Source organism: Desulforhopalus glucosivorans (assembly GCF_054397165.1).
This window is the reverse complement of sequence record NZ_AP044854.1, coordinates 4211943-4233434: the sequence shown is the minus strand read 5'-3', so window position 1 is coordinate 4233434 and position 21492 is coordinate 4211943. Positions and strand designations below refer to the sequence as shown.

The following is a 21492-nucleotide window of genomic DNA, read 5'->3' as shown; positions in this document are numbered from 1 at the left end:
TTAATCAGAAAACAACCTGATACATCTAACAAGAACACTTGGAAAACTCAAGTTTTTTCGATTTTCGCCGCTTTGTAGTTGTTTGCCTTTGCGGTAGGTGGAGTTTTCTTGTTTTGTGTAGGATAAAATTGTACGGGTTTGGGCGGGGGGTACAATAAAGAGTAAAGCATTGACAACTATATTCTCTGTAAGTACTCTGGGAGAACGGAGAGTGCGGGAAAGTACGTGTGATGGCGTGACAAATCCGTTTTTTTAATATTAGCGGGTGGTAAAGGAACACTGTTTTGAACAGAAGAAAATTTTGTAAATTGGTGGCGTTGTCAGCGTGTGCATATCCCTTCGATGTGTCGGCTGCGGTTCGCGAGCTTACTGTTGACAAGAAAAAGATAGTTCACCAAATGACTCATCCTGTTGGGCCTGCTCCACTCGTCATCCCTGCACAAAAAATATCTGATGATAAAATCAAAGACTATCTGACAAAGATCCGTCATCCCGATATGACCCATCCTGGGGATGTTTTTCTAGAAGATGACGAAAAACTTCTTTTGAAGCAGGTCGTGTCTCGTTTCCAGCGGCTCAGTAAAAATATAGGCTACGGTAATTTTGGAGTTGTAGGCTTTGATGATGCGCTGCAAGTGGGCAGAAGTTATTCTGTGGTAGGAAAATTTACAGCGACAGAACTCGATTTTTTAGAAATGATCTATTACCGTAAGGCCAGTGATTACGGCTTTTATGGTGAAAAGCGGGCCGTGGCCTTAACCCAGGTTATTAATAAAAAAGATATCTATAAAGTGCCCTATAGTGGTAACTATCTCTTTAAAGGGGCATCGCTTAATAAATATGGCGAAATAAAGGACCATCTCGGTGATGAGGCCTTACTGACATCAGGGATACGAGGCTTGGTTAAACAGTTTTATCTCTTTTTAAGAAAGGTTGAGCGTAACGACGGGAATCTTTCTCTTGCCTCAAGATCCCTTGCTCCTCCCGGATATTCCTATCATGCCACGGGGGATTTTGACATTGGCCAGATGGGATTTGGCAAAAATAACTTTTCTGAAAAGTTTACCAGAACCACAGTTTTTAAAAAACTGGCTGACCAGGGCTATGTTGAATATCGCTATCAGCGGGATAATATGCTCGGTGTGCGTTATGAGCCGTGGCATATTAAGCTTTAATGCTGTCACGGACAAAAATTGTCCTGGAGATAAGCTCACTCCCGCTTAATCAAATAACATCTCTTTGATATCATTTGTCACACTGTTGTAGTGTGACAAAATGTTCATCAGAGATCTGAGTTAGTTGCTAAGCACCTTCACTTCCCGTTCTTTTGTAATCTTCCAACCGCTCTCTTCTTTTTCCATGGTCAGTGTTTTTACAACGATGTCGTGATAGGTGTTTGAGGTGTAGCTCTGTTTAAAGGTGATGAGGAGTTGGCCGTCGGTGAGCATTTCTACAACCGGGTCATCTATCTTAATCTTAATGGACTTTGGTTTTTCGATACTTCTTGTACGCTTTTTCGTCCATGACTTTCGGGATAATCCTTTGTTGGGTCTGAAATTGTCACTATATGCCGCCAGGTAGCTATTGATGTCCTGTGCTTCCCATGCTTCTTTCCAGGCCTCAAGAGCGTAAAAGGCTGCGAGTTTACTTGAAATCTGTTTGTCAGTTACATGGGCTGTTGCAGTAGTAGCAACTTGAGCTGCAGGTTGAGGTGCGGGTACCTGCTTTTGAACCACAGGTGCCGGCTCAGTTGGAGTTGCTGAGATGATTTGTTGCCATTTAACTGGATCAAACGGTAATATCCTCTGCATAATTCGGAAATCGGAACCAGTCTCAATAACCAGCGGTCGAGAGTATGGTTTCTTATCTTGTAAGGACTGAGCTGCCTCACTGCTTAATTCATCAAGGGTCATTATGCCAAAGTCAGCGGATATAGACCGATCTTTTTTGAGCTCAAGTTCCATATTTTCAAAAAGTTTTCCATTCCAGATCTGGTTGGTAAGCTCCTGAGCCTGTTGTGCCTCTCTGAGTTTGATGTATCTGAACAACTGCGGGCCGTTGCCTGATGTTTCAAAGTTTTCCTCTGGTTTAGATGAGAGGGGGGCGATCTTTGTTTCCAGATGTTTTCCTCTGTGGCCAAGCTTGTATGCCCGCTGCATACTCAGCCAGGCGAGGTCATATTTTTTCTGCTGGAAGTAGAGTTCGGCAAGGTAGTAGTAGGCGAGAGTGAAACCAGGATCAATTTTCAAGAGAGTCGTGAATTGGTTTTCTGCCTTCTTAAACTGTTTGTCTACATAGTAAAATTTGGCGAGATCGTATTTATACCATTTTGATGCCGGGGAAAGATGTACCGCCCTTTCACCTTCCTCAATAGCCTCGGGAATGAGTCCGAGGCCGTAGTAGAGAATGCCCAGTCGCATGTGGAGGGAAGGGTGTTCAGCCCCTCCAATTTTTGTGGCCTCTTTCAGGGCATCGCTGGCCTCAAAATGCCTGTACGATTTGATATAAAAATTTGCCTGCTCAAGATATTCTTTAAAACTTTTTGTGGATTCGTCGGCCATCACAGTGACAGGCGTGAGAGTTAAAGTCAGAATAAATGTAAGGATCGTATGTCTAATCATTAGGTTCCATCAGGTTGAGAAGGCTATGTAGTATAATGTGTATGAAAAAATAGTGTATAAAGAGTTATATAGAAATCTGCAGAAAAGTAAATTTTTATCAATTTTTAGCTCTAGCTTAAAGTCATCAGCAATAATGTAGTATAGTGTTTGGTGGAAAGAGCCAGTAGTTATTGTTTATAATCTTTTACTATCATAATGTTTGCGTAAAATAATTGCAATATTGGTTAGTTAGTGTTAGGAAAAAGTTTTGCGTCCCCTTAATCAATGTCAGAGTTGTGTTCTCTGGCAGGTTTTCCCGATATCTTTAGAAGGATAGTATGTATAAGTCATTTTATAATCTTGATAGAAAACCATTTGAAATTATTCCAGATACTTCTTTTCTCTGGCTTGGAGAAAATCATCAGGAAGCACTTTCAACTCTTCGTTACGGTATTCTTGACAATAAAGGGTTTCTGTTGCTGACAGGAGATGCCGGGGTCGGTAAGACGTCACTTATCAAGGGCTTGACTAAGAGTTTTGATGATGATGTTGAATGGGGAGTTATCGACAATCCTACCCTTGAAAGAATCGATTTTTATAATGAGATAGCCCGAAATTTTGGTATAGACAAAAAATTTACCTCAAAGGTGCAGTTTCTTATTCAATTCAGCCACTTTTTACACAAGGCTGATGACGATAATAAAAAAGTTCTTCTGCTTATTGATGAGTGTCATCTGCTCAGTCAGGAAATGCTGGAAGAGCTGCGACTATTGTCCAACATTGAAAAAGCAGATGCTAAACTGATTAATATTTTCTTCGTCGGAGAAAGTAGTTTTACTGAATTGCTGGGGCAGCCTAAAAATAGAGCTGTTCGACAACGCCTCACATTAACGGCGGATATCCCGAGTTTATCTTCCCACGAGACAGAGGATTATATACGTCATCGTCTTGAGGTTGCCGGTGCTCGAGAAAAAATATTTTCTGCAAAGGCGTGTCAGGTTGTTCATCGATTTTCAGGTGGTGTGCCTCTTGAAATTAATAAAATATGCGATGCTGCTCTAAAACTTGGTGCAAACCTGGAAGAGTCGATTATCACCCCTGCTCTGGTTGAGACAGCACTCAATAAGGTTGACTTACCAAAGGAAGCTGCAGCTGTTCCTATTCTTACTGAAGAGTCTTTTGATAATGTGGGCGTCCAGAAAGATTATTCCAGGTATAATGTTGGTGGCGATCCTGATTCTACCGTTACCGGCTTTAACCTTGAAGCTGACCATAAGGCTGGTTGGTTAAAGTTTGGTGTTGCGGCTCTTGCCCTGGTTGTGGTGGGTGGATATTTTTTTAAATCAAGCCAAACCCCTGTGCCCCAGTTAGATTCGTCTCCTGAAGTTGTGGAGCAGGTTGTTGAACCACCAAAGAAACTTCCTGTGGTTCCCAGTTCTCCTGCTGTTGCTGTGCTTGAAGAAAACAAGGGGGATATCAATCAGGTTAAGGCGGAAGAGTTAAAATCAGCGATTTTGGAAAAGGCGTACGAGCAAGAGTCTGGTGGTGACACTGCCACTCCTGCTGTTGCTGCAGTAACCAGCGAGTCTGTCGAAGTTGTAGAGACCGTTTCTGAAGTGGAGATTTCCGCTGACAAGGAAGTTGTCGCTGAAAAGGAAGTTATTGCGGATGTTGCTACCGACGTTGCAGCTGAGGCGATTGTAGATGTTACTCCTGAACCAGATATTGCTGAGGAGACCCCGCAGGTTGAGATTGAGTTTGTTCAGGTCGCCACGACTCCAGATGTCGAAGTGGCGGCAGAAGTTGTTCCTGAACCAGAGCCGGTGGTTGAGATGGAACCTCTAGAGCCACGTAAGGTCTTACTGCCTTTACTGCCTAGCTCCTTGAAATTAACCAAAACGGGAGCAAAGAGGTTGAATAGTTTCGTGGAAACTCTTCTGGATTATCCTAAGGCAACAATACTCGTGAAGGGATTTGTCTCGTCTAAATCTAACTCAGCTGAAAATATAAAGCTCTCCGAAGACAGGGCCATGGCCGTGTATAAGATGATGCTGAAAAAAGGTGTTGACCCAGAACAGATTGAAATAAAGGGTATGGGTAATAGAGAGCCCATTGCTTCTAATGATACAAGAGCTGGCCGTGCTAAAAACAGGCGGGTGGAGATACTGGTTATTAGTGACGGCCTGTAGTGAATGGTTTTGTAAAATCCAAAGGATTAGTTTCTCTTGTTTGAAATGGTTATGAGCTTTTCCTGGAGCAGAGCGTAGTTCGTGGCGAGGTTGTGGTTGGAGCGGATGTGTTGTTCTCCGTTCCTGCCCAGTGTATCTCGTAGCTTAGGGTTTGAAATGAGCTGTTCAATATTGTCAGAAAATATTTCACGTTTTGAAGCCGCTGATAAAAGGCCGGTTTCTCCGTGGCGTATTGCTTCTTGTGCTCCCCAGTCTTCATAGGCGACCACCGGAAGCCTGCATGACTGGGCCTCGAGATATACCATTCCAAGGGATTCATCAATTCCTGGAAAGGCAAAAATATCTGCAGCGCTGTAATACTTATGCAGTTCGTCCCTTCGTATTTTTCCAACAAATGTGTATTTCCCCTTGAGGAGCCCAGCTGCTTCTATTTCAAGTTCATTTCTGCATTCCCCGTCGCCTGCAATGATGAGTCTAATATTGTGGCCTTTTTTAAGCAGGCTTGCACAAGAGTGTATGACAATTGATATTCCATCTGTTTTCACACCCTTTCTCATCATTGCAGCCGTCATAATAATAACTTCTTTGGATGCATCCCAGTTTGAGCGTAAGGTGGTCCTGTCTTTTTCAGAGAAACAAAAATCACTTGGTTGAATACCAGGGGCGATGTAGCTCAGCTTTTTTTCAGGGATTATTCTTAAGAGGTTCTTGTAGTCACGGCGTTTATTTGTGAAAATATGATCAGACTGGAGAAGACTCCTTCTGTTAAGTAGAAAACCGGGCAGGGTGGATAGTTTCTTACGCCTCTTGGTGGAGTAGATTCCCTGGAATATAACATAGGGGATGTTGAGCTTTTTTGAGCAGTATGGCCCCAGGAGGTCGGGGGCCTTGTAGTAGGAGTGGTAACTTAACCAAAGATTGGGTAAAGATTGTTGCAGGTCTCTTTGTACTCTTCTTTTTTCTCTGTAGAGTTGTATGAGTTTGAGTGGATGGTAGTAAATCCAGCGACAGCGAAGCTTGCTTGCAAGTGTGATGTCGTGCCCATGATCTTGTAAATGGTTAAAAAGCTCCGTTCCGATTATCAGATCACCTGATGGGTTGGAATGGCCCATTGCTTTAAATGGCATGTAATAGGCTATCTTCATAGGGGCAATGTGTCTGTCTGGCTCAGCATGGTCAGTTGGAATAGCTGGTCTGTTGTAAAAAACAGAGGCGATAGTGAAACTGATTGTATTGCCAAAAGAAACCAAATATCTATAGGTTTTGCATGGATTTTTTATATGGGTGAGGAAGTTTCACACCATTATGAATCGATCATAATACGAAAACACGAAAACACGAAAATACATAATACACTAAAAGAGGGAGGAAGAGTATTGCGCCTGGATATACTTATATATGCCCATGATGGCAGGGGCCTTGGCCATGTAAGTCGTAGTCTTGCTATTGGTATGGCTGTAAGACGCCTCTATCCTCAACTCAAAATCCTCTTTATTTCCGGGTCAAATTTTACAGGAGAACTCCTTGGCAATGTTCCTCTGGACTGGTTGAAATTACCATCATATAAAACAGAGGTTGTGGACGGTACGTCCATTGGAGTGCATGGAAACTCTATGTTTTCTGATAAGGAACTAGGGGAAATCAGAAGCCTGGAGCTTGCCCACACGGTGGAACTGTATAATCCGCATCTGGTGCTTGTTGATCACACTCCCCAGGGTAAACACAGGGAGCTGCTGCGTGCCCTTGATGTTACTGGGGCCAACTGTCAGTGGATACTTGGGGTGCGGGGGGTTGTGGGGGGTGTTCCACAGGCAAAGGAGACGGTGACTGGAGAGATTTTTAAAAAATCCTATTCAGGACTACTCTGGTATGGTGATACTGCTATTCTTGGTCGTGGGCACTGTCTCAGTCTTAGGCAGCAGTACGGTGTTGATCCCTTTGAGACGGGATATGTCGCACGGCTTGGTGAGTATATAGATCACAATGGTGCGCATCACGCTGAGGAAGACCAGCGCTGGGCAGGGGTTGTGTCTGTCCCATGGATTGGGGCAAAAACCGTTGCTTTTTTGGAAGTACTGTCAGCCGCTTTGCGAATTATTGGTGCTGAGTATGGTGACTGGTGTCTGTTTATAGCAGGTGTTGAGGGTGCAGGTCAGGACGACGTGAGCACTATTTTTTCAGGTTTGAAGCATTGTCATTTGAAACCACCTTCCGGTGACTATGGCAGGGAGTTAATTCGGGCCCGGAGTGCAGTTATTTATGGCGGCTATAACAGTCTTGTGGATGTACTCTATACAAGTATTCCTGCAATTGTAATTCTACGTGAAATGATGGATCAGGAGCAACAGGAGCACCTGGCTTGTCTTCAGAAACAGCTGAGTAGTCCAATGGTTGGAGTGTCTGAAGAAGAGGTCACTGTTGAACAGTTACACGGTCTGCTGCAGGAGTTGTTACGTGGACCGGCAAGGGTAGACTATGGGGTGAACGCCAATGGGGCTGAGTGTGCAGCACAGTACCTGTATAGAAGGTTAACATAGCAGGCAGGTTGCCCTGGCCTGCTTGTCTGCTACCTGTCAATTCATTACAATTCGGCCAGTTGTAATTAACGAAACAGTGAGCTCTTAACTTTGCCAAGAAATATTTTTGTACATATGAGTACATTTCTTGGAGAGTCCCCCGCCTGTATGCGTAGTAACCCTTCTCTGATGATCACTTTTTTAAGTAATTCTCTTCCGTTAGATTCATTGTAGTAGATGTCTGAGTCTAAGATGTCCTTGATATTTTCAGGTTCCACCCTGTCTATAATAAGTTGTACACCTAAGTTGAGAAAAGGGTCTTTTATGGCCGTTAATTCATTTTCAAGTGCCAGTATTCCCTGTTTGGTGACAAGTTCTGAGAAATTTTTTAACTGAAGTACAAGTTGAACCAGTGTCTCCTGGTCTTCTTTACTGCAAGACGATTTTGCGGCAAGGGCGAGGTCCCGTATCATAGTAGTCCTTTTTAGGTCTGAAATTATATCGAATCAGGTGTTTATGTTCTGAGATTTATGTGAAGAGCATTATTGTATGATGTCATTCTAACCCCGATGAACGGGATAAGTGTCTCGAAGGTCTTACTACGTTCACTATCTGGTGGTAAGACTAAACTTACGATTTCAAATTCTACTCCTTAGTTTCTCGGAGTCTACGCTACCTGTTTTTTATGACAGGCTTTCAGGAGTAAGGCACTAATAACTCCTTCGTTGTCACAATTGTTATCACAAGCGTTATCAGATGATAGCGTACAATCTACGTCTGCGTCAAACAGAAGAGTTAGATTTGTTGGAAAGAAAGGTAGAACTAAAACAAAAACTACAAAAAAGTAATAAAAAATATAAAAACATTAACAAAAATGTAAGTAAAAGTTTTTGGTTGGTTTCGGTTTGGTAGAGGTGTTCATTGTAAGTTGTTGATTAGTTAGCGAAAAAATCTCTTTTTTTAAGTCTGGCATCAGACTTGTAATAAGAGGGGCAAGAGCGTTTTCGTAGCTACTTTTTTAACAGCTTTGCTTGTGCAGAGTGCAGACATAATCTTACAGGAGGATTACAGTGAACGAAAAAACGAAGTACAGAAAGTATTGGGGGATGGCCGCTTTTATAGGTGCCTCCGCTGTAGCCGTTCCGGCCATAGCAGAAGAAGCAAGTGTTGGCGACACTGTGATTCAGTTAGCCTATTCAATAGATACATTTTACTTTTTGATGTCCGGTGCGCTGGTTATGTGGATGGCAGCAGGATTTTCAATGCTTGAAGCAGGTCTTGTCCGTAGTAAAAATACCGTTGAGATTTTAACTAAAAACGTTGCTCTCTATTCTATCGCCTGTCTTATGTATATGGTTGTTGGTTACAACATCATGTACGGCGATGCCATAAGCAGTTTTATACCGGGCCTGAGCTTCTTGCTTGGTGCAGACAACACTGTGGATGAGGTCTTAAAGAGTGGTGGTGAAACATACTACTCTAATATGTCCGACTTTTTCTTTCAGGTTGTATTTGTGGCCACCGCCATGTCAATTGTTTCAGGTGCTGTCGCAGAACGTATGAAATTATGGGCATTCCTTGCCTTTGCAGTAGTTATGACCGGTTTTATCTACCCGGTTCAGGGATATTGGAAGTGGGGCGGAGGTTTTCTTGATGCCCTTGGTTTTCTAGACTTTGCAGGTTCTGGTGTTGTTCATCTCTGTGGTGCGGCAGCAGCCCTTGCTGGAGTTCTGCTGCTCGGTGCACGATCTGGAAAATACTCAGGTGGTAAAATAAAAGCGATACCAGGTTCTAACCTGCCCCTTGCAACACTTGGTACTTTTATCCTTTGGCTCGGATGGTTTGGGTTTAATGGCGGATCAGAGCTAAAAATTAGTAATATTGAAGAAGCCAATGCGGTATCAATGATCTTCGTAAACACAAACACCGCAGCGGCTGGTGGTCTTGTGGCCGCACTTCTCCTCTCGCAGCTTTGGTTTGGTAAGGCTGATTTGACAATGGTTTTAAATGGCGCTCTTGCAGGCCTTGTAGCGATAACCGCAGAACCACTTACCCCTAGCCCGCTTGTAGCGACCCTGGTAGGTGCTGTTGCCGGTGTACTTGTAGTCTTTGCAATTGTGACAATTGATAAGCTTAAAATTGATGATCCGGTCGGTGCTATCTCTGTTCACGGTGTGTGTGGTATCTGGGGACTTATAGCAGTAGCTTTCACTAACCCTGATGGGTCTCTGGTTGCACAGTTAATTGGAATTGTAGTGATCTTCGCATGGGTATTTGGAACAAGCTTTGTCATGTGGTTAATCCTGAAGGCAGTTATGGGAATTCGTGTAAGCGAAGAAGAAGAGCTTGAAGGTGTAGATGTCGCTGAATGTGGTCTAGCTGCATATCCGGAATTTACTAAAGATTGATACAGGAGAAATAACTGTGAAGAAAATAGAAGCGATTATAAAGCCGTTCAAACTTGAAGCGGTGAAAGAGGCTTTAACCGAAATTGGAATAACGGGTATGACTGTCTCAGAGGTAAAAGGTTACGGAAGACAGAAGGGCCACAAGGAGATGTATAGAGGCGCAGAGTACAATGTAGACTTTAATCCAAAGCTCAAGATTGAGTTGGTCCTTGCGGCTGATCAGGTTGAAAAGGTTGTTGAAGCCGTACGAGAAGCTGCTAACTCTGAAAAAATTGGTGATGGTAAAATATTTGTTCTCCCGGTTGAGGATGTTATGAGAGTAAGAACCGGTGAAAGAGGTGAAGAAGCAATTTAAAGAGTCCCCTCCAGCTTTTCGGAGCAGAGATGTAACCCTGTTTTTGCCAGGACAGGTCTGAGTAGTTCCGAAAAGTGTTGTTCGTAGTAAAAAAACCTCCTATCACATGCAATGTGTGAAAGGAGGTTTTTTTATGTTAAAAGTGTCACTGTTAATGATAATTATTCTTGACAATTGATATAAGCTTTAAGTATTTTAACACTTTGTTTGAATAGATGAGGGCAAGGTGTATACTGAGTCATAGAGATGGGTATAATTGTAGTACCTCAATTACTGATCTTCACATTCACCATTATAGAGGTAGTTGTCATGGTAGTGAATTATCCGTTACGCGTCTTCAGGTTTTACCGTGACGGTTTTAAGCGAATGACCGTTGGTAAGACGCTGTGGAAAATTATTTTGATAAAACTGTTTGTAATGTTTGCTGTATTGAAAATATTCTTTTTTCCAAATTATCTGAAAACAAATTTTTCAACTGATCAACAAAGGGCCGACCATGTCATCGAACAGCTGACGGGATCGGTAGAAAATAATTAAATAGGGAGGATGTTGTAATGGGTGAAATAGATCTGGCCACAGTAAACTGGGCGAGGGCACAGTTTACTCTGACCGCGATGTATCACTGGCTGTTTGTCCCGATTACCTTGGGGCTGTCGTTTCTGTGTGCGTTTTTTGAAACGATTTATGTACGCACAGGGAAGCAGGAATGGAAGAATCTAACAAAATTCTGGATGACTCTCTTTGGAGTTAACTTTGCCATTGGGGTTGCAACCGGAATTATAATGGAATTTGAGTTTGGAACCAACTGGTCCAACTATTCCTGGATGGTTGGTGACATCTTCGGCGCACCCCTTGCTATTGAGGGAATCGTCGCGTTTTTCCTTGAGGCAACATTTTTTGCCGTAATGTTTTTTGGTTGGGAGCGTGCGTCCAAAGGATTCCACCTGTTCTCCACCTGGATGGTTGCAATCGGCTCAAATCTTTCCGCACTCTGGATTCTTGTGGCCAACGGCTGGATGCAGTTTCCCGTGGGAATGGCATTTAATCCAGAATCAGCACGTTTTGAAATGCAGAATATATGGGAGGTTATCTTCTCCCCGGTGGCGGTTGCAAAGTTCACCCACACCACCACTTCAAGCTTTGTTGTTGGATCTTGTTTTGTCATCACCGTCTCCTGCTGGTATCTGCTTAAAGGACGACATGTTGATATGGCAAAAAAATCCATTGCGGTGGCTTCTGTTTTTGGTCTGATTGCAGGTATTGCAACTGCTGTGACCGGTGATGAGTCTGCCTATGCCAACGGTCACGTTCAGCCAATGAAGATGGCTGCCTATGAGGGGCTCTATGAGGGCTCTAAGGGTGCTGATATAGTTGCTTTAGGTATGCTGACTCCCGGTAAGAAACTAGGTGATGGTCAGGAACCGTTTTCTTTTGAGATTGCTATCCCTAAGGGTTTGTCGCTTCTGGCTAAGCGTGAGTTGAACGCCTTTGTACCGGGTATTAAAGACCTCGTATATGGAAATGAAGCAGAAGGGATTATGCCTGCTTCAGAGAAGATTGCAAAAGGTAAACTTGCCATAGCAGATCTTGCTGCATACAAGGCAGCAATAGCTGACGGAGACGAGACCGCTAAGGCCGAATCTCTGGCCCGTTTTACTGAGAATCAGCCGTATATGGGTTTTGGATATATGGACAGCCCCGAAGAGATTGTACCTCCGGTTGCTTCAACCTACTATTCCTTCCATTATATGGTGTATGCAGGGTCTGCTATTTTACTTCTGATGCTGCTCCTGCTCCGCTCAACCTTAAAAGATACGCTTACTGATCAGAAGTGGCTACAGTCTTTGGGCTTTCTCTCTTTTTTTGGAATGCTACTCGCCTCTGAGTTTGGTTGGGTTGTGGCTGAGGTTGGTCGTCAGCCTTGGGCCATTCAGGATATGCTCCCTGTGAAGATGGCAACCACCAATATTGCAGCGGGACATGTGGCTACAACTTTTTTCATCTTCCTGGCACTCTTTACAATTTTGATGATTGCAGAGGTGAAGATTATGCTGAAACAAATCTCAATTGGTCCGGAGGGCGTCTAACATGATCGGTAATCTCGATATAACTATACTGCAGCAGATCTGGTGGATTATCTGCTCGCTGGTAGGATCTCTTTTTCTCTTTCTTAACTTTGTTCAAGGGGGGCAGACCCTCCTTTGGCAGGTTGCGAAAAGTGAAACAGAAAAATCACTGGTCATTAACTCTCTTGGGCGTAAGTGGGAGCTGACCTTCACAACACTGGTTCTTTTTGGTGGGGCACTGTTTGCAGCTTTTCCACTCTTTTATGCCACAAGTTTTGGTGGTGCCTACTGGGTGTGGATGCTCATCCTCTTCACCTTTATCGTTCAGGCAGTAAGTTATGAATACCGCAAGAAGCCGAACAATTTTCTAGGTGAGAAGACCTACGAACTGTTTCTCTTCATAAATGGATCCGTTGGTGTCCTTTTAATTGGTGCTGCAATCGGTACATTTTTTACAGGTTCTAACTTTACTCTTAATGAGTACAACAATGTGACCTGGACCTCTGAACTACGTGGTGTCGAAGCAGCCTTTTCCTTCTTTAATCTTTCCATGGGATTATTTCTGGTTTTTAACGCCAGGACGCTGGGTGCCATGTACCTTGTAAACAACATTAATTTTGATGGTGTTCCTGAGTTGGAAGTACGTCTAAGAAAGGCATGTCTGCAAAGCTTTCTCTGCTCCCTGCCGTTCTTGCTCTATATCGTTGGAGCCCTCGTCTTCATGGATGGTTATGGTACCGATGCAGATGGTGTTGTCTCTATGGTTGCTAATAAGTACATTGGCAATTTGCTTGCTATGCCGATTGTTCTTGGTCTGTTGCTGGTAGGTTTGGTTTTGGTAATTATTGGAGTGACGAGAACCGGTCTTGGTAATGGAACCAGTGGTATCTGGTTTGGTGGTCTTGGAACAGTTCTGGTGGGGCTTGCTATTTTGTTCACTGCAGCTTTCAACGGCACCGCATTCTATCCATCAAAAGTTGATCTGCAATCAAGTCTGACCATCTACAATGCATCATCGAGTCACTACACTCTCACCGCCATGACCTATGTGGCTTTGGTTATCCCTTTTGTTCTTGGATACATTGTCTATGTTTGGCGAGTGATGGATTTTAGAAAGATTGATGCTAATGATCTAGCTGATAAAAAAGCGTATTAATAACTGTAATGAGGTGTTGTTATGATGAACGCAGTGTTGCTCATAGGTTGGGTCGTAGTAATTGTTGCCACCTATAAACTCTCAGTTGTTGTTTTGGAAAAAACAGACTTACTGTAATGTAAGTTAAGAGTTATAGCGTACACCCCACAAGGGGGTATAGGTGCCTTGTGGGTCAATTAAAGCCCTTAATTAAAATATAATCTCCAGGTTTCCTGTTTTTTTATGACAGGTCTTTAGGAGAAAGGCACTAAAAAGCCCCCTGTCTTCTCGCAAAGAAGACAGGGGGCTTTTTTATTTAAACTTGGCTGGTTAAGATGTTCTGTGAGCAATCTTTGTTCAAGATGATCTGATCAGAAGAGAAGCCAGATAAGTTGGAGGGAGATAAGAGCGTAGATGCCGGCAATGACATCATCCATCATGATACCTATTCCACCATGGATACGCTGGTCAAACCATGATACTGGGAAGGGTTTGAAGATATCGAAAATCCTAAAAAGTACAAAACCAAGCAGCCAGGCGGCTGGGTGTGCTGGAGCTGCAAAGAGTGTAATAAACATCCCGAGTATTTCGTCGATGACGATACAGCCAGCATCAGGGCTGTCGAGGATTTTTTCGGCGGAGCCTGAAACGAAAAATCCGAGAATAAATACAGCTACAAGCACGAGCAGGTAGCTTCCCATTGGTAAATCCTTAATGAAAAACCATGGTATAAAGGCTGCAAGAGAGCCCCAAGTGCCTGGCGCTTTTTTCATTTTACCGGCGTAGAGCCCTGTGGCAATTGCCATGATAAGATGGTTCATCTGTGTACATCCTTATATGTTTGAACGGCGTGGTACACTTCCTGAAGTGACACCTTAAATTTTTCAGCTATTTTCCGGCATTCTTCGTATTCAGGGTAAATCGTAATTCTGTCTGTTCCGGTGACCTCTTTGGCGAGAATCTTTCCCCATTCTGTCTCAACAAAAATCTGTTTTCGGCCTAAAGTGCGTCTCGATTCAGTTCTGAAACGAAGTCCTATGGCAGAGGTTTCGTTAAAAATTGTTTCCTGGACCTGGGGGCGAAAGGCGGGAGTAGTAATAACCTGTAGGGTATAACCGGGGCGTCCCTTTTTCATCTGAATCGGAGTGAGTGTTACATCTAATGCGCCTCGCTGAAACAGAAGATCGCAAAGATAAGGAAAACCCTCACTGCGCCAGTCATCAAGGTTGGTTTCAATGACTTCAACCTCCTGTTTCTCTTCCACCTGCTGCTCCTTTCCAATGATGAGGCGGAGAAGGTTTGGCTGTCCATTTTTGAGTTGCTGGCTTCCAGCTCCATAACCGGTTTTTTCAACAGTCATGGGTGGAAGTGGACCAAAAGAATCAGCAAGACCTGTAGCAAGGGCGGCGCCGGTTGGAGTTACGAGTTCCTGGTCGAGATCAATCCCATAGGTTGGAATCCCCTGAAGCAGTTCACATACCGCAGGAGCTGGCAGGGGTAGTCTGCCATGATCACATTCCACAAAACCGTGTCCGCTTGGAAGTGGAGAGCAGACTATTTTTTCTATGCCGAGGTAATCGAAACCAATGACAGCACCAACTATGTCGACGATGGTGTCAAGAGCCCCTACTTCATGGAAGTGAACCTTTTCAAGTTCGATGCCGTGGACCCTGGCTTCAGCTCTGCCGAGTAGATCAAAAATATGCAGGGAACGATTAACAATCTTCTGGTTGAGTCCGCTCTTTGCAAGAAGCGCGCTTATGGTGGGCAGTGTCCGCAGATCCTGACGTTTGGTCTGGTCGATAGTGACCTTGCAGCCGCTGATTGAACAGTCTTTATGGTCAGCTGCTGAAAATTCCAAACCTGGTAGTTGTAACTTCGACAGCTCCAGGCGGAGATAGTTCTGGTCAAGACCGCAGTGGATGAGAGCGCCAAGAAGCATGTCCCCACTGATGCCGGAGAAACAGTCCAGATAGGCTGTTGTATTCTTCATAAAATGCTGTGAATGGATATGTTCTAAAGACTAGCTTAAAAGAGTTCCGTGCCGGGTGCAAGCTCACAGCCACAGAGATACGCCTCTACAGTCATGCGCTTTTTACCCTCTGGTTGTATTTCACGAATGAGGAGGCAGTTGTTGCCGCAGGCAACTAAGATACCCCGTTTGTCAGCCTGAATGACGGTGCCAGGCACTTCATCTGCATCCTTATGGACTTCCTCAGGGCTAAAAATGCGCAGTCGTTTTCCATCTAAGAAACAGAAAGCGGTGGGCCATGGGTCTAATCCCCGTATAAGACCTTCAATTTCCCCTGCGTCTTTATTCCAGTCAATACAGCCGTCATCTTTTTTGAACATCGGGGCGTGGGTGGCAAGGTCATGATTCTGTGGTTTTGAGATGACGGTGCCTTCTTTCAGCCCTTTGACAGCTTTTAATAAGGTATCGCTGCCAAGTTTTGCAAGTTTTACAAAAAGAGAACCGGATGTCTCGTCCTGAGCGGGTGAAATTGCGCTAGTAACAAGGATATCACCGGTATCCATACCCTCATCCATCTGGATGATAGTGACCCCGACTTCTTCGTCTCGGTTGATTACTGACCACTGGATTGGAGCAGCACCCCGATATTTAGGGAGTAGGGAGCCATGGACGTTAATGCAGCCCATGGGGGCAAGTTCCAGGATCGATGTGGGTAGAATTCTTCCGTAGGCTGCAACAACAAAGAGATCCGGCTGGTAGGTAAGCAGACCGTTTCGGAACTCTTCGGTTTTAATCTTAGTGGGCTGCAGGACTGGAATGTCTGCATTTTCGGCTATAACCTTCGTAGGGGGCGGGGCGAGTTTCTTTCCACGTCCTTTTGCTCTGTCAGGTTGAGTAACAACTGCAACCACGTCATCAGGTCCATCAATGAGTGCTTGTAAGGTTGCTGCTGCAAATTCAGGTGTACCCATGAAGATAATGCGTAGCGGTTGCGTCGACATTTGTGCTCCTCTTACTGTTTTAGCCACTTTTTAACTTTCTTCTTGTACAGGCTTCGCTTCAAGGTGCTGAGGTGATCGAGAAAGAGTATGCCGTTTAAATGATCAATCTCATGTTGGAGGACAACAGCAAAACGATCTTCCGTTGTAAGTTCGTGGGATTTTCCTTCAAGATCCTGATAGTGAACTGTGATTTGTTTATAACGATCCACATTGGCTGTTAGTTCAGGAACACTGAGACAGCCCTCTTCATCCACCTGTGCCCCTTCATGGTTGATGATTTCAGGGTTGACCATGGCCATGAATTCTTTTTCACCTTCAGGATCTTTAGTGGTATCAACAACTATTAGCTTAAGGGATTCTCCTATTTGAGGCGCCGCAAGGCCTATGCCTGGGGCGTCATACATGGTTTCACCCATGTCTGCCACAAGTTTGGCGAGGTTTTCATCAAAAACAGTGATCTTTTTTGTTTCTTTTCTCAGGACTTGTTCAGGATACTGATATATTTTTAAAATACTCATTGTATTAGTGTCTTAACTCACTTGTAGTAGGTTGATAATTGGTGCTAAAAGCCAGAACAATGTACCACAGTAGATTTAATTCCGCTACGCCTAGAAGAATAAGCACTTTTGTCGCTCTTGTTAATAGCTCGATATTACTCCCCGATTGAAGGGACTGGTAAAAAACGCAACAGAGTTGATGGGTGTTTATTACATTTTTGTTTGATTTTGTTTAATGTGCTAATGCTCGCCAAAGGCTGAATTGCCTTGACTTATAAGGGGGTTGTGTGTGAGTATGCAAGGGTAATAAATTCCATTTTTCCACCTTCCTGTGTCACCATAGAGTCGTAAGGTTACGGATTTTCAAATGCCGGGTGCCGGATTCTAAAAATAGGCTGGAAAGATTTTTTTTCTCTTTAGTTTTACCAAATATAGTCAGAATTGAGGTCGGAAAGTCTTTGGGCTGATCTTTATAGGGTTAGAGGGCTGTCCGTCGAAATGGTTCAAGATTTACAGGAGAATACGTTGATATGACAAAAGCTACAGAAAATCCGGTACCGGATGATAGGGTGGAAGATCTCGTTGCGGAGATTGACACCGGTGGTCGTAATCCAAAGGGGACTATTTCCAGAAATGTCCTCTTTTTTGTACCTCTTATCTGGACAATTTTTCAGCTGTGGTACGCTTCACCGCTACCATTCATGCTGAATTTCTTTGTGATCAACGATACTGAAGCCCGTTCGATCCACCTTGCATTTGCAGTTTTCCTGGCCTACACGGCCTTTCCAACGTTTAAAACATCTCCACGAAGGCATATACCCTATCAGGATTGGATAATAGCTTTTGTGGCTGCTTTTTGTGCTGCATATATTTTCATGTTTTATAACCAGCTTTCTGACAGACCAGGACAGCCGACAACGATGGACCTTGTTGTCTCTGTGGCGGGGCTTATCTTTTTGCTTGAGGCTACCAGAAGAGCTCTTGGACCTCCGCTTATGGTTGTTGCCGCAGTGTTCATTATCTATACCTTTGCAGGACCACATATGCCTGAAGTTATTGCTCATAAGGGAGCAAGCCTTGTGAAAGGGATGTCGCACTACTGGCTGACGACAGAAGGTGTGTATGGTGTGGCCTTGGGGGTATCCACCGGAATGGTCTTTATGTTTGTTCTCTTTGGTTCGCTGCTTGAAGCAGCGGGTGCCGGCAACTATTTCATCAGGACGGCTTTTGCGGGTCTTGGTCATTTGCGGGGTGGGCCTGCAAAAGCAGCCGTTGTTTCTTCTGCTATGACAGGCCTTGTTTCAGGTTCTTCCATTGCAAATGTTGTAACAACGGGGACGTTTACTATCCCCCTTATGAAAAAGGTTGGGTTTTCAGCGGAAAAGGCGGGGGCCGTTGAAGTTGCTTCCTCGACCAACGGTCAGTTGACTCCTCCTGTTATGGGCGCTGCAGCCTTTTTGATGGTTGAATATGTAGGTATATCGTATATCGAAGTTATTAAGCACGCCTTTCTCCCTGCTATTATTTCATACATTGCTCTCGTGTATATCGTGCACCTTGAAGCCTGTAAGATGGATCTGAAGGGGCTTCCTAAAAGGACCACTAAAACGCTGGCGCAATCACTGCTCACCTTTGTTTCCGTTATTCTAGGCCTCATTGTTATTGGTGCTGGCACCTATTACGGTCTTGGCTGGATCAAAACCCTGGCTGGCGATGCAGCTATCTGGATCATCTGTGTTCTGCTTATGGTCTCTTATCTGGCACTTATTTATATTGCCTGTAAGGTGCCTGATCTTGATGTGACCACAGAAATCAAGGAATTACCTGCTCTTGGACCCACCGCCCAGGCCGGTTATTACTACCTGCTTCCTATTGTTGTACTTATGTGGTGTCTGGTAGTCGAGAGACTATCACCAGCCCTGTCTGCATTCTGGGCGACTGTGCTGCTCATGGTCATCGTATTAACCCAGCATCCTCTTAAAGGGTTTATTAGAAAGATTCAGGGGGATGAGTATAGTTTTTCCAGGGGTTGGAACGAATTGATACTTGGAATGGTCTCAGGTGGCCGTAATATGATCGGTATTGGTGTTGCGACAGCGGCAGCCGGTATTGTTGTTGGAACTGTGACTCTCACCGGAATTGGTCTGGTTATGACCGAATTTGTAGAGTTTATCTCCGGCGGAAATCTGATGCTGATTCTTGTATTTACAGCAGTCATCAGTCTTATTCTTGGAATGGGACTACCCACCACTGCAAATTACATTGTTGTATCGACCTTGATGGCTCCAGTTATTGTGAGCCTTGGTGCACAGAATGGATTGATCGTGCCACTTATCGCAGTACATCTATTTGTCTTCTACTTTGGAATTCTGGCCGATGATACTCCGCCAGTAGGACTCGCGGCCTTTGCGGCTGCCGGGATCTCTGGAGGAGATCCCATCCGTACCGGTATTCAGGGATTTACCTATGATATCCGTACGGCAATCCTGCCGTTTATCTTTATTTTCAACAACGAACTGTTGATGATTGGTGTTGAAAACTGGTTCCATATGGCTATCGTGGTAATAGGTGCTGTTATTGCTATGCTGGTCTTTGCCGCCGCTACCCAGGGTTGGTTTGTGACAAAATCACGCTGGTGGGAAACTATCGCACTGCTGGCCATTGCCTTTACACTCTTTCGTCCCGGCTACTTCTGGGATAAATTTTATCCACCTCTGACTGAAAAAGCTCCTACTGAACTTGTACAAGTGCTTGATACGCTTGATCCCGGCTCCCAGTTACGCTTAAAACTAAAAGGCGAAAAAATGAACGGAGATGAGTACAAGATGACGGTCATGCTTAACGTGGGTGATGAGGCAACAGGTGTTGAGAAGTTGAGCGGTCTTGGTATTGAGACCAAGGATGAAGATGGAAAAGTTATCGTTGATATTGTTGGCTTTGGTAGTCCTGCAGAAAAGGCGAAGATAGACTTTGATCAGGAAATCCTTAGTATTCAGATGCCTACAGATCGACCTAATAAACAGTTGATGTTTATTCCTGCCCTTCTTTTACTGGCATTTATCTGGCGTTTACAAAAAGGGCGTGCAGCAAAACTCACGGCAGCAACGGCTTAAAAAAATCGTGGTCAGGTCAACGTACAGAGACCTGACCGTTTTTGTTAGAATTTAAGTGGTACCAAAATCTTGTAATTGACAAGTTTACCGGATATGCGAGGCACCGGAGTTGCAGACGTATAAATATACTTCAATGCTCCGGTAACAATGCAGATTCGGTGAAATTGTTCATCCCGAAGGTAGTAATATTGAGGGAAATAACACTCATAAATATATGAGTTATGGATGGAACTGTTGTGTTGTAAGCTTTTGTTTTTACATTAATAAAATTTTTCTAAAATTGCCTATGCAAGATTTAGGCGGTATGAACAATATACTGGAGAGCAGTCCATGGTAAAGAAAATACTAGTACCCATAGCTTTTTCAGATTACTCGCGAGGAATTTTAAACTATGCTGCAGATTTGGCCGCCTGTAGTGGCGCAGAACTGATTGTTGCTAATATTATAAATGAGCGGGACCTTGAAGCGGTGGATAAGATCACTTCCTATGGTTATAAGGTTGATGTTGAGCACTATGTTGAAACCATAAAAAAAGAACGTCTTGCTGAGCTGGATATCTTATTGAAAGAACTCACCTTACCCGATGACAAGGTGACCTATACCTTTTGTCTTGGGGAACCCACCCATGAGCTACTGAAGCTGGTGGTGGATCGTGATATCGATACGGTTGTTATGGGTGTAAAAAATAAGGACATCAAGCATATTTTCACTGGTTCTGTGGCTGAGAGAATGTTTCGTAAATGCCCTGTTACAGTCGTTTCATACAGGGGTGGAAAGATAGCTGAACGCCTTCGAAGACGTTTTGAAAAACAGAGGGCCAAGGGAGATTAATTCCCGGTGGCTATTTAATTCGTAGATACAAATTCGGGGCTGTTGGATGGACAATTCATTCAACAGCCTTTTTGTCTTTGATGGTGGCTATTGATTGTTGTTATTGTATGAAGAGTACGGTAGTTGTTTTGAGGTTTTTAAAATATATCACTATAAATTTAACCTATTGGAAAATAGACTATGCAAATATTGTTTCCTGTACTTGGGTATTTACTTGGGTCAATCCCTTTTGGTCTTGTGATCGGTAAACTGGTTGGTGCCGATGTCCGCAATGAAGGGAGTAAGAACATTGGTGCCACGAATGTGAGTCGAGTTCTAGGGAAAAAACTCGGTTTTCTCACCCTTATCTGTGACGGTTTGAAGAGTATAGTGCCCATGGTACTCGCCGCTCAATTTCTTCCAGAGAGTGAGAGTAAAGAACTTATAGTTGCCTGTACCGGGGTTATGGCGGTTGTAGGACACATGTTTCCTGTTTATCTTAAGTTTCGTGGTGGAAAGGGTGTGGCCACAGGGCTTGGGGTTTTTCTCTATTTATCGCCTGCTGCCATTGGTATTAGTCTGCTGGTGTTTCTTACTTCTGTTGCCCTGAGTGGATTTGTTTCTGTGGGATCCCTTCTGGCATCCGGCCTTATTCCACTGTGGCTCTATATTTTAGGCGCGTCAAAAACTACAATCATTGCCGCTATCTCTGTGGCAATACTTATCTGGATTAAACACCACGAGAATATTGGTAGGTTACTAAAAGGCCAGGAGAAGAGCTGGAAGAAGGTAAAAGAGTAGCGTAGATCCTATATATTTGGAGGTAGCAG

Annotated in this window: 18 protein-coding genes; 11 read left to right on the top strand and 7 right to left on the bottom strand. The window is 44.0% G+C overall.

Translation table 11 applies throughout. The features are described 5' to 3' along the window. Positions 1–284 precede the first annotated feature (284 nt). Positions 285–1175 (top strand): M15 family metallopeptidase, encoded by an 891-nt coding sequence (locus ACX6CI_RS18145; protein ID WP_458775070.1) that lies wholly within the window; start codon positions 285–287, stop codon positions 1173–1175. A gap of 120 nt (positions 1176–1295) precedes the next feature. Here ACX6CI_RS18145 and ACX6CI_RS18140 read toward each other — a convergent pair whose 3' ends face one another. Continuing rightward, entirely contained in the window at positions 1296–2621 is a 1326-nt protein-coding gene (locus ACX6CI_RS18140) for a L,D-transpeptidase Cds6 family protein (RefSeq protein WP_458775069.1), read from the bottom strand. Between the two features lie 317 nt (positions 2622–2938). Here ACX6CI_RS18140 and ACX6CI_RS18135 point away from each other — a divergent pair, with 317 nt between their 5' ends. Beyond that, positions 2939–4789: an AAA family ATPase gene (locus ACX6CI_RS18135; RefSeq protein WP_458775068.1), complete on the top strand. Its 1851-nt coding sequence runs from the start codon at positions 2939–2941 to the stop codon at positions 4787–4789. Positions 4790–4815: 26 nt separating this feature from the next. Here the strand turns inward: ACX6CI_RS18135 and ACX6CI_RS18130 are convergent, their stop codons facing one another. Further along, positions 4816–5916 carry a glycosyltransferase family 4 protein gene (locus ACX6CI_RS18130; protein WP_458775067.1) on the bottom strand — a complete coding sequence of 367 codons (1101 nt, stop codon included), beginning with the start codon at positions 5914–5916 and terminating at the stop codon, positions 4816–4818. Here ACX6CI_RS18130 and ACX6CI_RS18125 point away from each other — a divergent pair. After that, positions 5893–7326 (top strand): hypothetical protein, encoded by a 1434-nt coding sequence (locus tag ACX6CI_RS18125; protein ID WP_458775066.1) that lies wholly within the window; start codon positions 5893–5895, stop codon positions 7324–7326. The genes ACX6CI_RS18130 and ACX6CI_RS18125 overlap by 24 nt on opposite strands. Before the next feature lie 65 nt (positions 7327–7391). Here the strand turns inward: ACX6CI_RS18125 and ACX6CI_RS18120 are convergent, their stop codons facing one another. Then, entirely contained in the window at positions 7392–7778 is a 387-nt protein-coding gene (locus ACX6CI_RS18120) for a hypothetical protein (RefSeq protein ID WP_458775065.1), read from the bottom strand. A 597-nt stretch (positions 7779–8375) separates the two neighbouring features. Between ACX6CI_RS18120 and ACX6CI_RS18115 the strand changes: the two genes are divergently transcribed. From ACX6CI_RS18115 to cydB, 5 genes are all read left to right on the top strand, one after another. Further along, on the top strand, positions 8376–9713 hold the full coding sequence (locus tag ACX6CI_RS18115; RefSeq protein WP_458775064.1) for an ammonium transporter: 1338 nt from the start codon (positions 8376–8378) through the stop codon (positions 9711–9713). 16 nt (positions 9714–9729) lie between these two features. Continuing rightward, a complete protein-coding gene (locus tag ACX6CI_RS18110; RefSeq protein WP_458775063.1) occupies positions 9730–10068 on the top strand; it encodes a P-II family nitrogen regulator in 339 nt (112 codons plus the stop codon). Between the two features lie 309 nt (positions 10069–10377). After that, positions 10378–10605 carry a DUF4492 domain-containing protein gene (locus tag ACX6CI_RS18105; RefSeq protein WP_458778485.1) on the top strand — a complete coding sequence of 76 codons (228 nt, stop codon included), beginning with the start codon at positions 10378–10380 and terminating at the stop codon, positions 10603–10605. Positions 10606–10622: 17 nt separating this feature from the next. Beyond that, positions 10623–12155 (top strand): cytochrome ubiquinol oxidase subunit I, encoded by a 1533-nt coding sequence (locus tag ACX6CI_RS18100; protein ID WP_458775062.1) that lies wholly within the window; start codon positions 10623–10625, stop codon positions 12153–12155. Position 12156: 1 nt separating this feature from the next. Further along, entirely contained in the window at positions 12157–13290 is a 1134-nt protein-coding gene (cydB, locus tag ACX6CI_RS18095; RefSeq protein WP_458775061.1) for a cytochrome d ubiquinol oxidase subunit II, read from the top strand. Positions 13291–13640: 350 nt separating this feature from the next. On the opposite strand, the gene ACX6CI_RS18090 is transcribed toward cydB, so the two are convergent. The 4 genes from ACX6CI_RS18090 to def are packed head-to-tail and all read right to left on the bottom strand — an operon-like array spanning position 13641 to position 16760. Continuing rightward, on the bottom strand, positions 13641–14090 hold the full coding sequence (locus ACX6CI_RS18090) for a phosphatidylglycerophosphatase A family protein (protein ID WP_458775060.1): 450 nt from the start codon (positions 14088–14090) through the stop codon (positions 13641–13643). After that, entirely contained in the window at positions 14087–15262 is a 1176-nt protein-coding gene (gene larC / locus ACX6CI_RS18085) for a nickel pincer cofactor biosynthesis protein LarC (protein WP_458775059.1), read from the bottom strand. Before larC ends, ACX6CI_RS18090 begins: the two co-directional genes overlap by 4 nt. Before the next feature lie 35 nt (positions 15263–15297). Continuing rightward, on the bottom strand, positions 15298–16242 hold the full coding sequence (gene fmt / locus ACX6CI_RS18080) for a methionyl-tRNA formyltransferase (RefSeq protein WP_458775058.1): 945 nt from the start codon (positions 16240–16242) through the stop codon (positions 15298–15300). 11 nt (positions 16243–16253) lie between these two features. Further along, positions 16254–16760, bottom strand: coding sequence for a peptide deformylase (gene def, locus ACX6CI_RS18075; RefSeq protein WP_458775057.1), 507 nt, complete (start codon positions 16758–16760; stop codon positions 16254–16256). Between the two features lie 509 nt (positions 16761–17269). On the opposite strand from def, the gene ACX6CI_RS18070 reads away from it, so the two are divergent. The 3 genes from ACX6CI_RS18070 to plsY all read left to right on the top strand — a co-directional run bounded on the left by ACX6CI_RS18070 (position 17270) and on the right by plsY (position 21463). Further along, a complete protein-coding gene (locus ACX6CI_RS18070; protein WP_458775056.1) occupies positions 17270–19852 on the top strand; it encodes a TRAP transporter permease in 2583 nt (860 codons plus the stop codon). 330 nt (positions 19853–20182) lie between these two features. Further along, positions 20183–20683, top strand: a complete 501-nt coding sequence (locus ACX6CI_RS18065; RefSeq protein WP_458775055.1) for a universal stress protein — start codon at positions 20183–20185, stop codon at positions 20681–20683. A 180-nt stretch (positions 20684–20863) separates the two neighbouring features. Beyond that, a complete protein-coding gene (gene plsY / locus ACX6CI_RS18060; RefSeq protein WP_458775054.1) occupies positions 20864–21463 on the top strand; it encodes a glycerol-3-phosphate 1-O-acyltransferase PlsY in 600 nt (199 codons plus the stop codon). Positions 21464–21492: the final 29 nt, after the last annotated feature.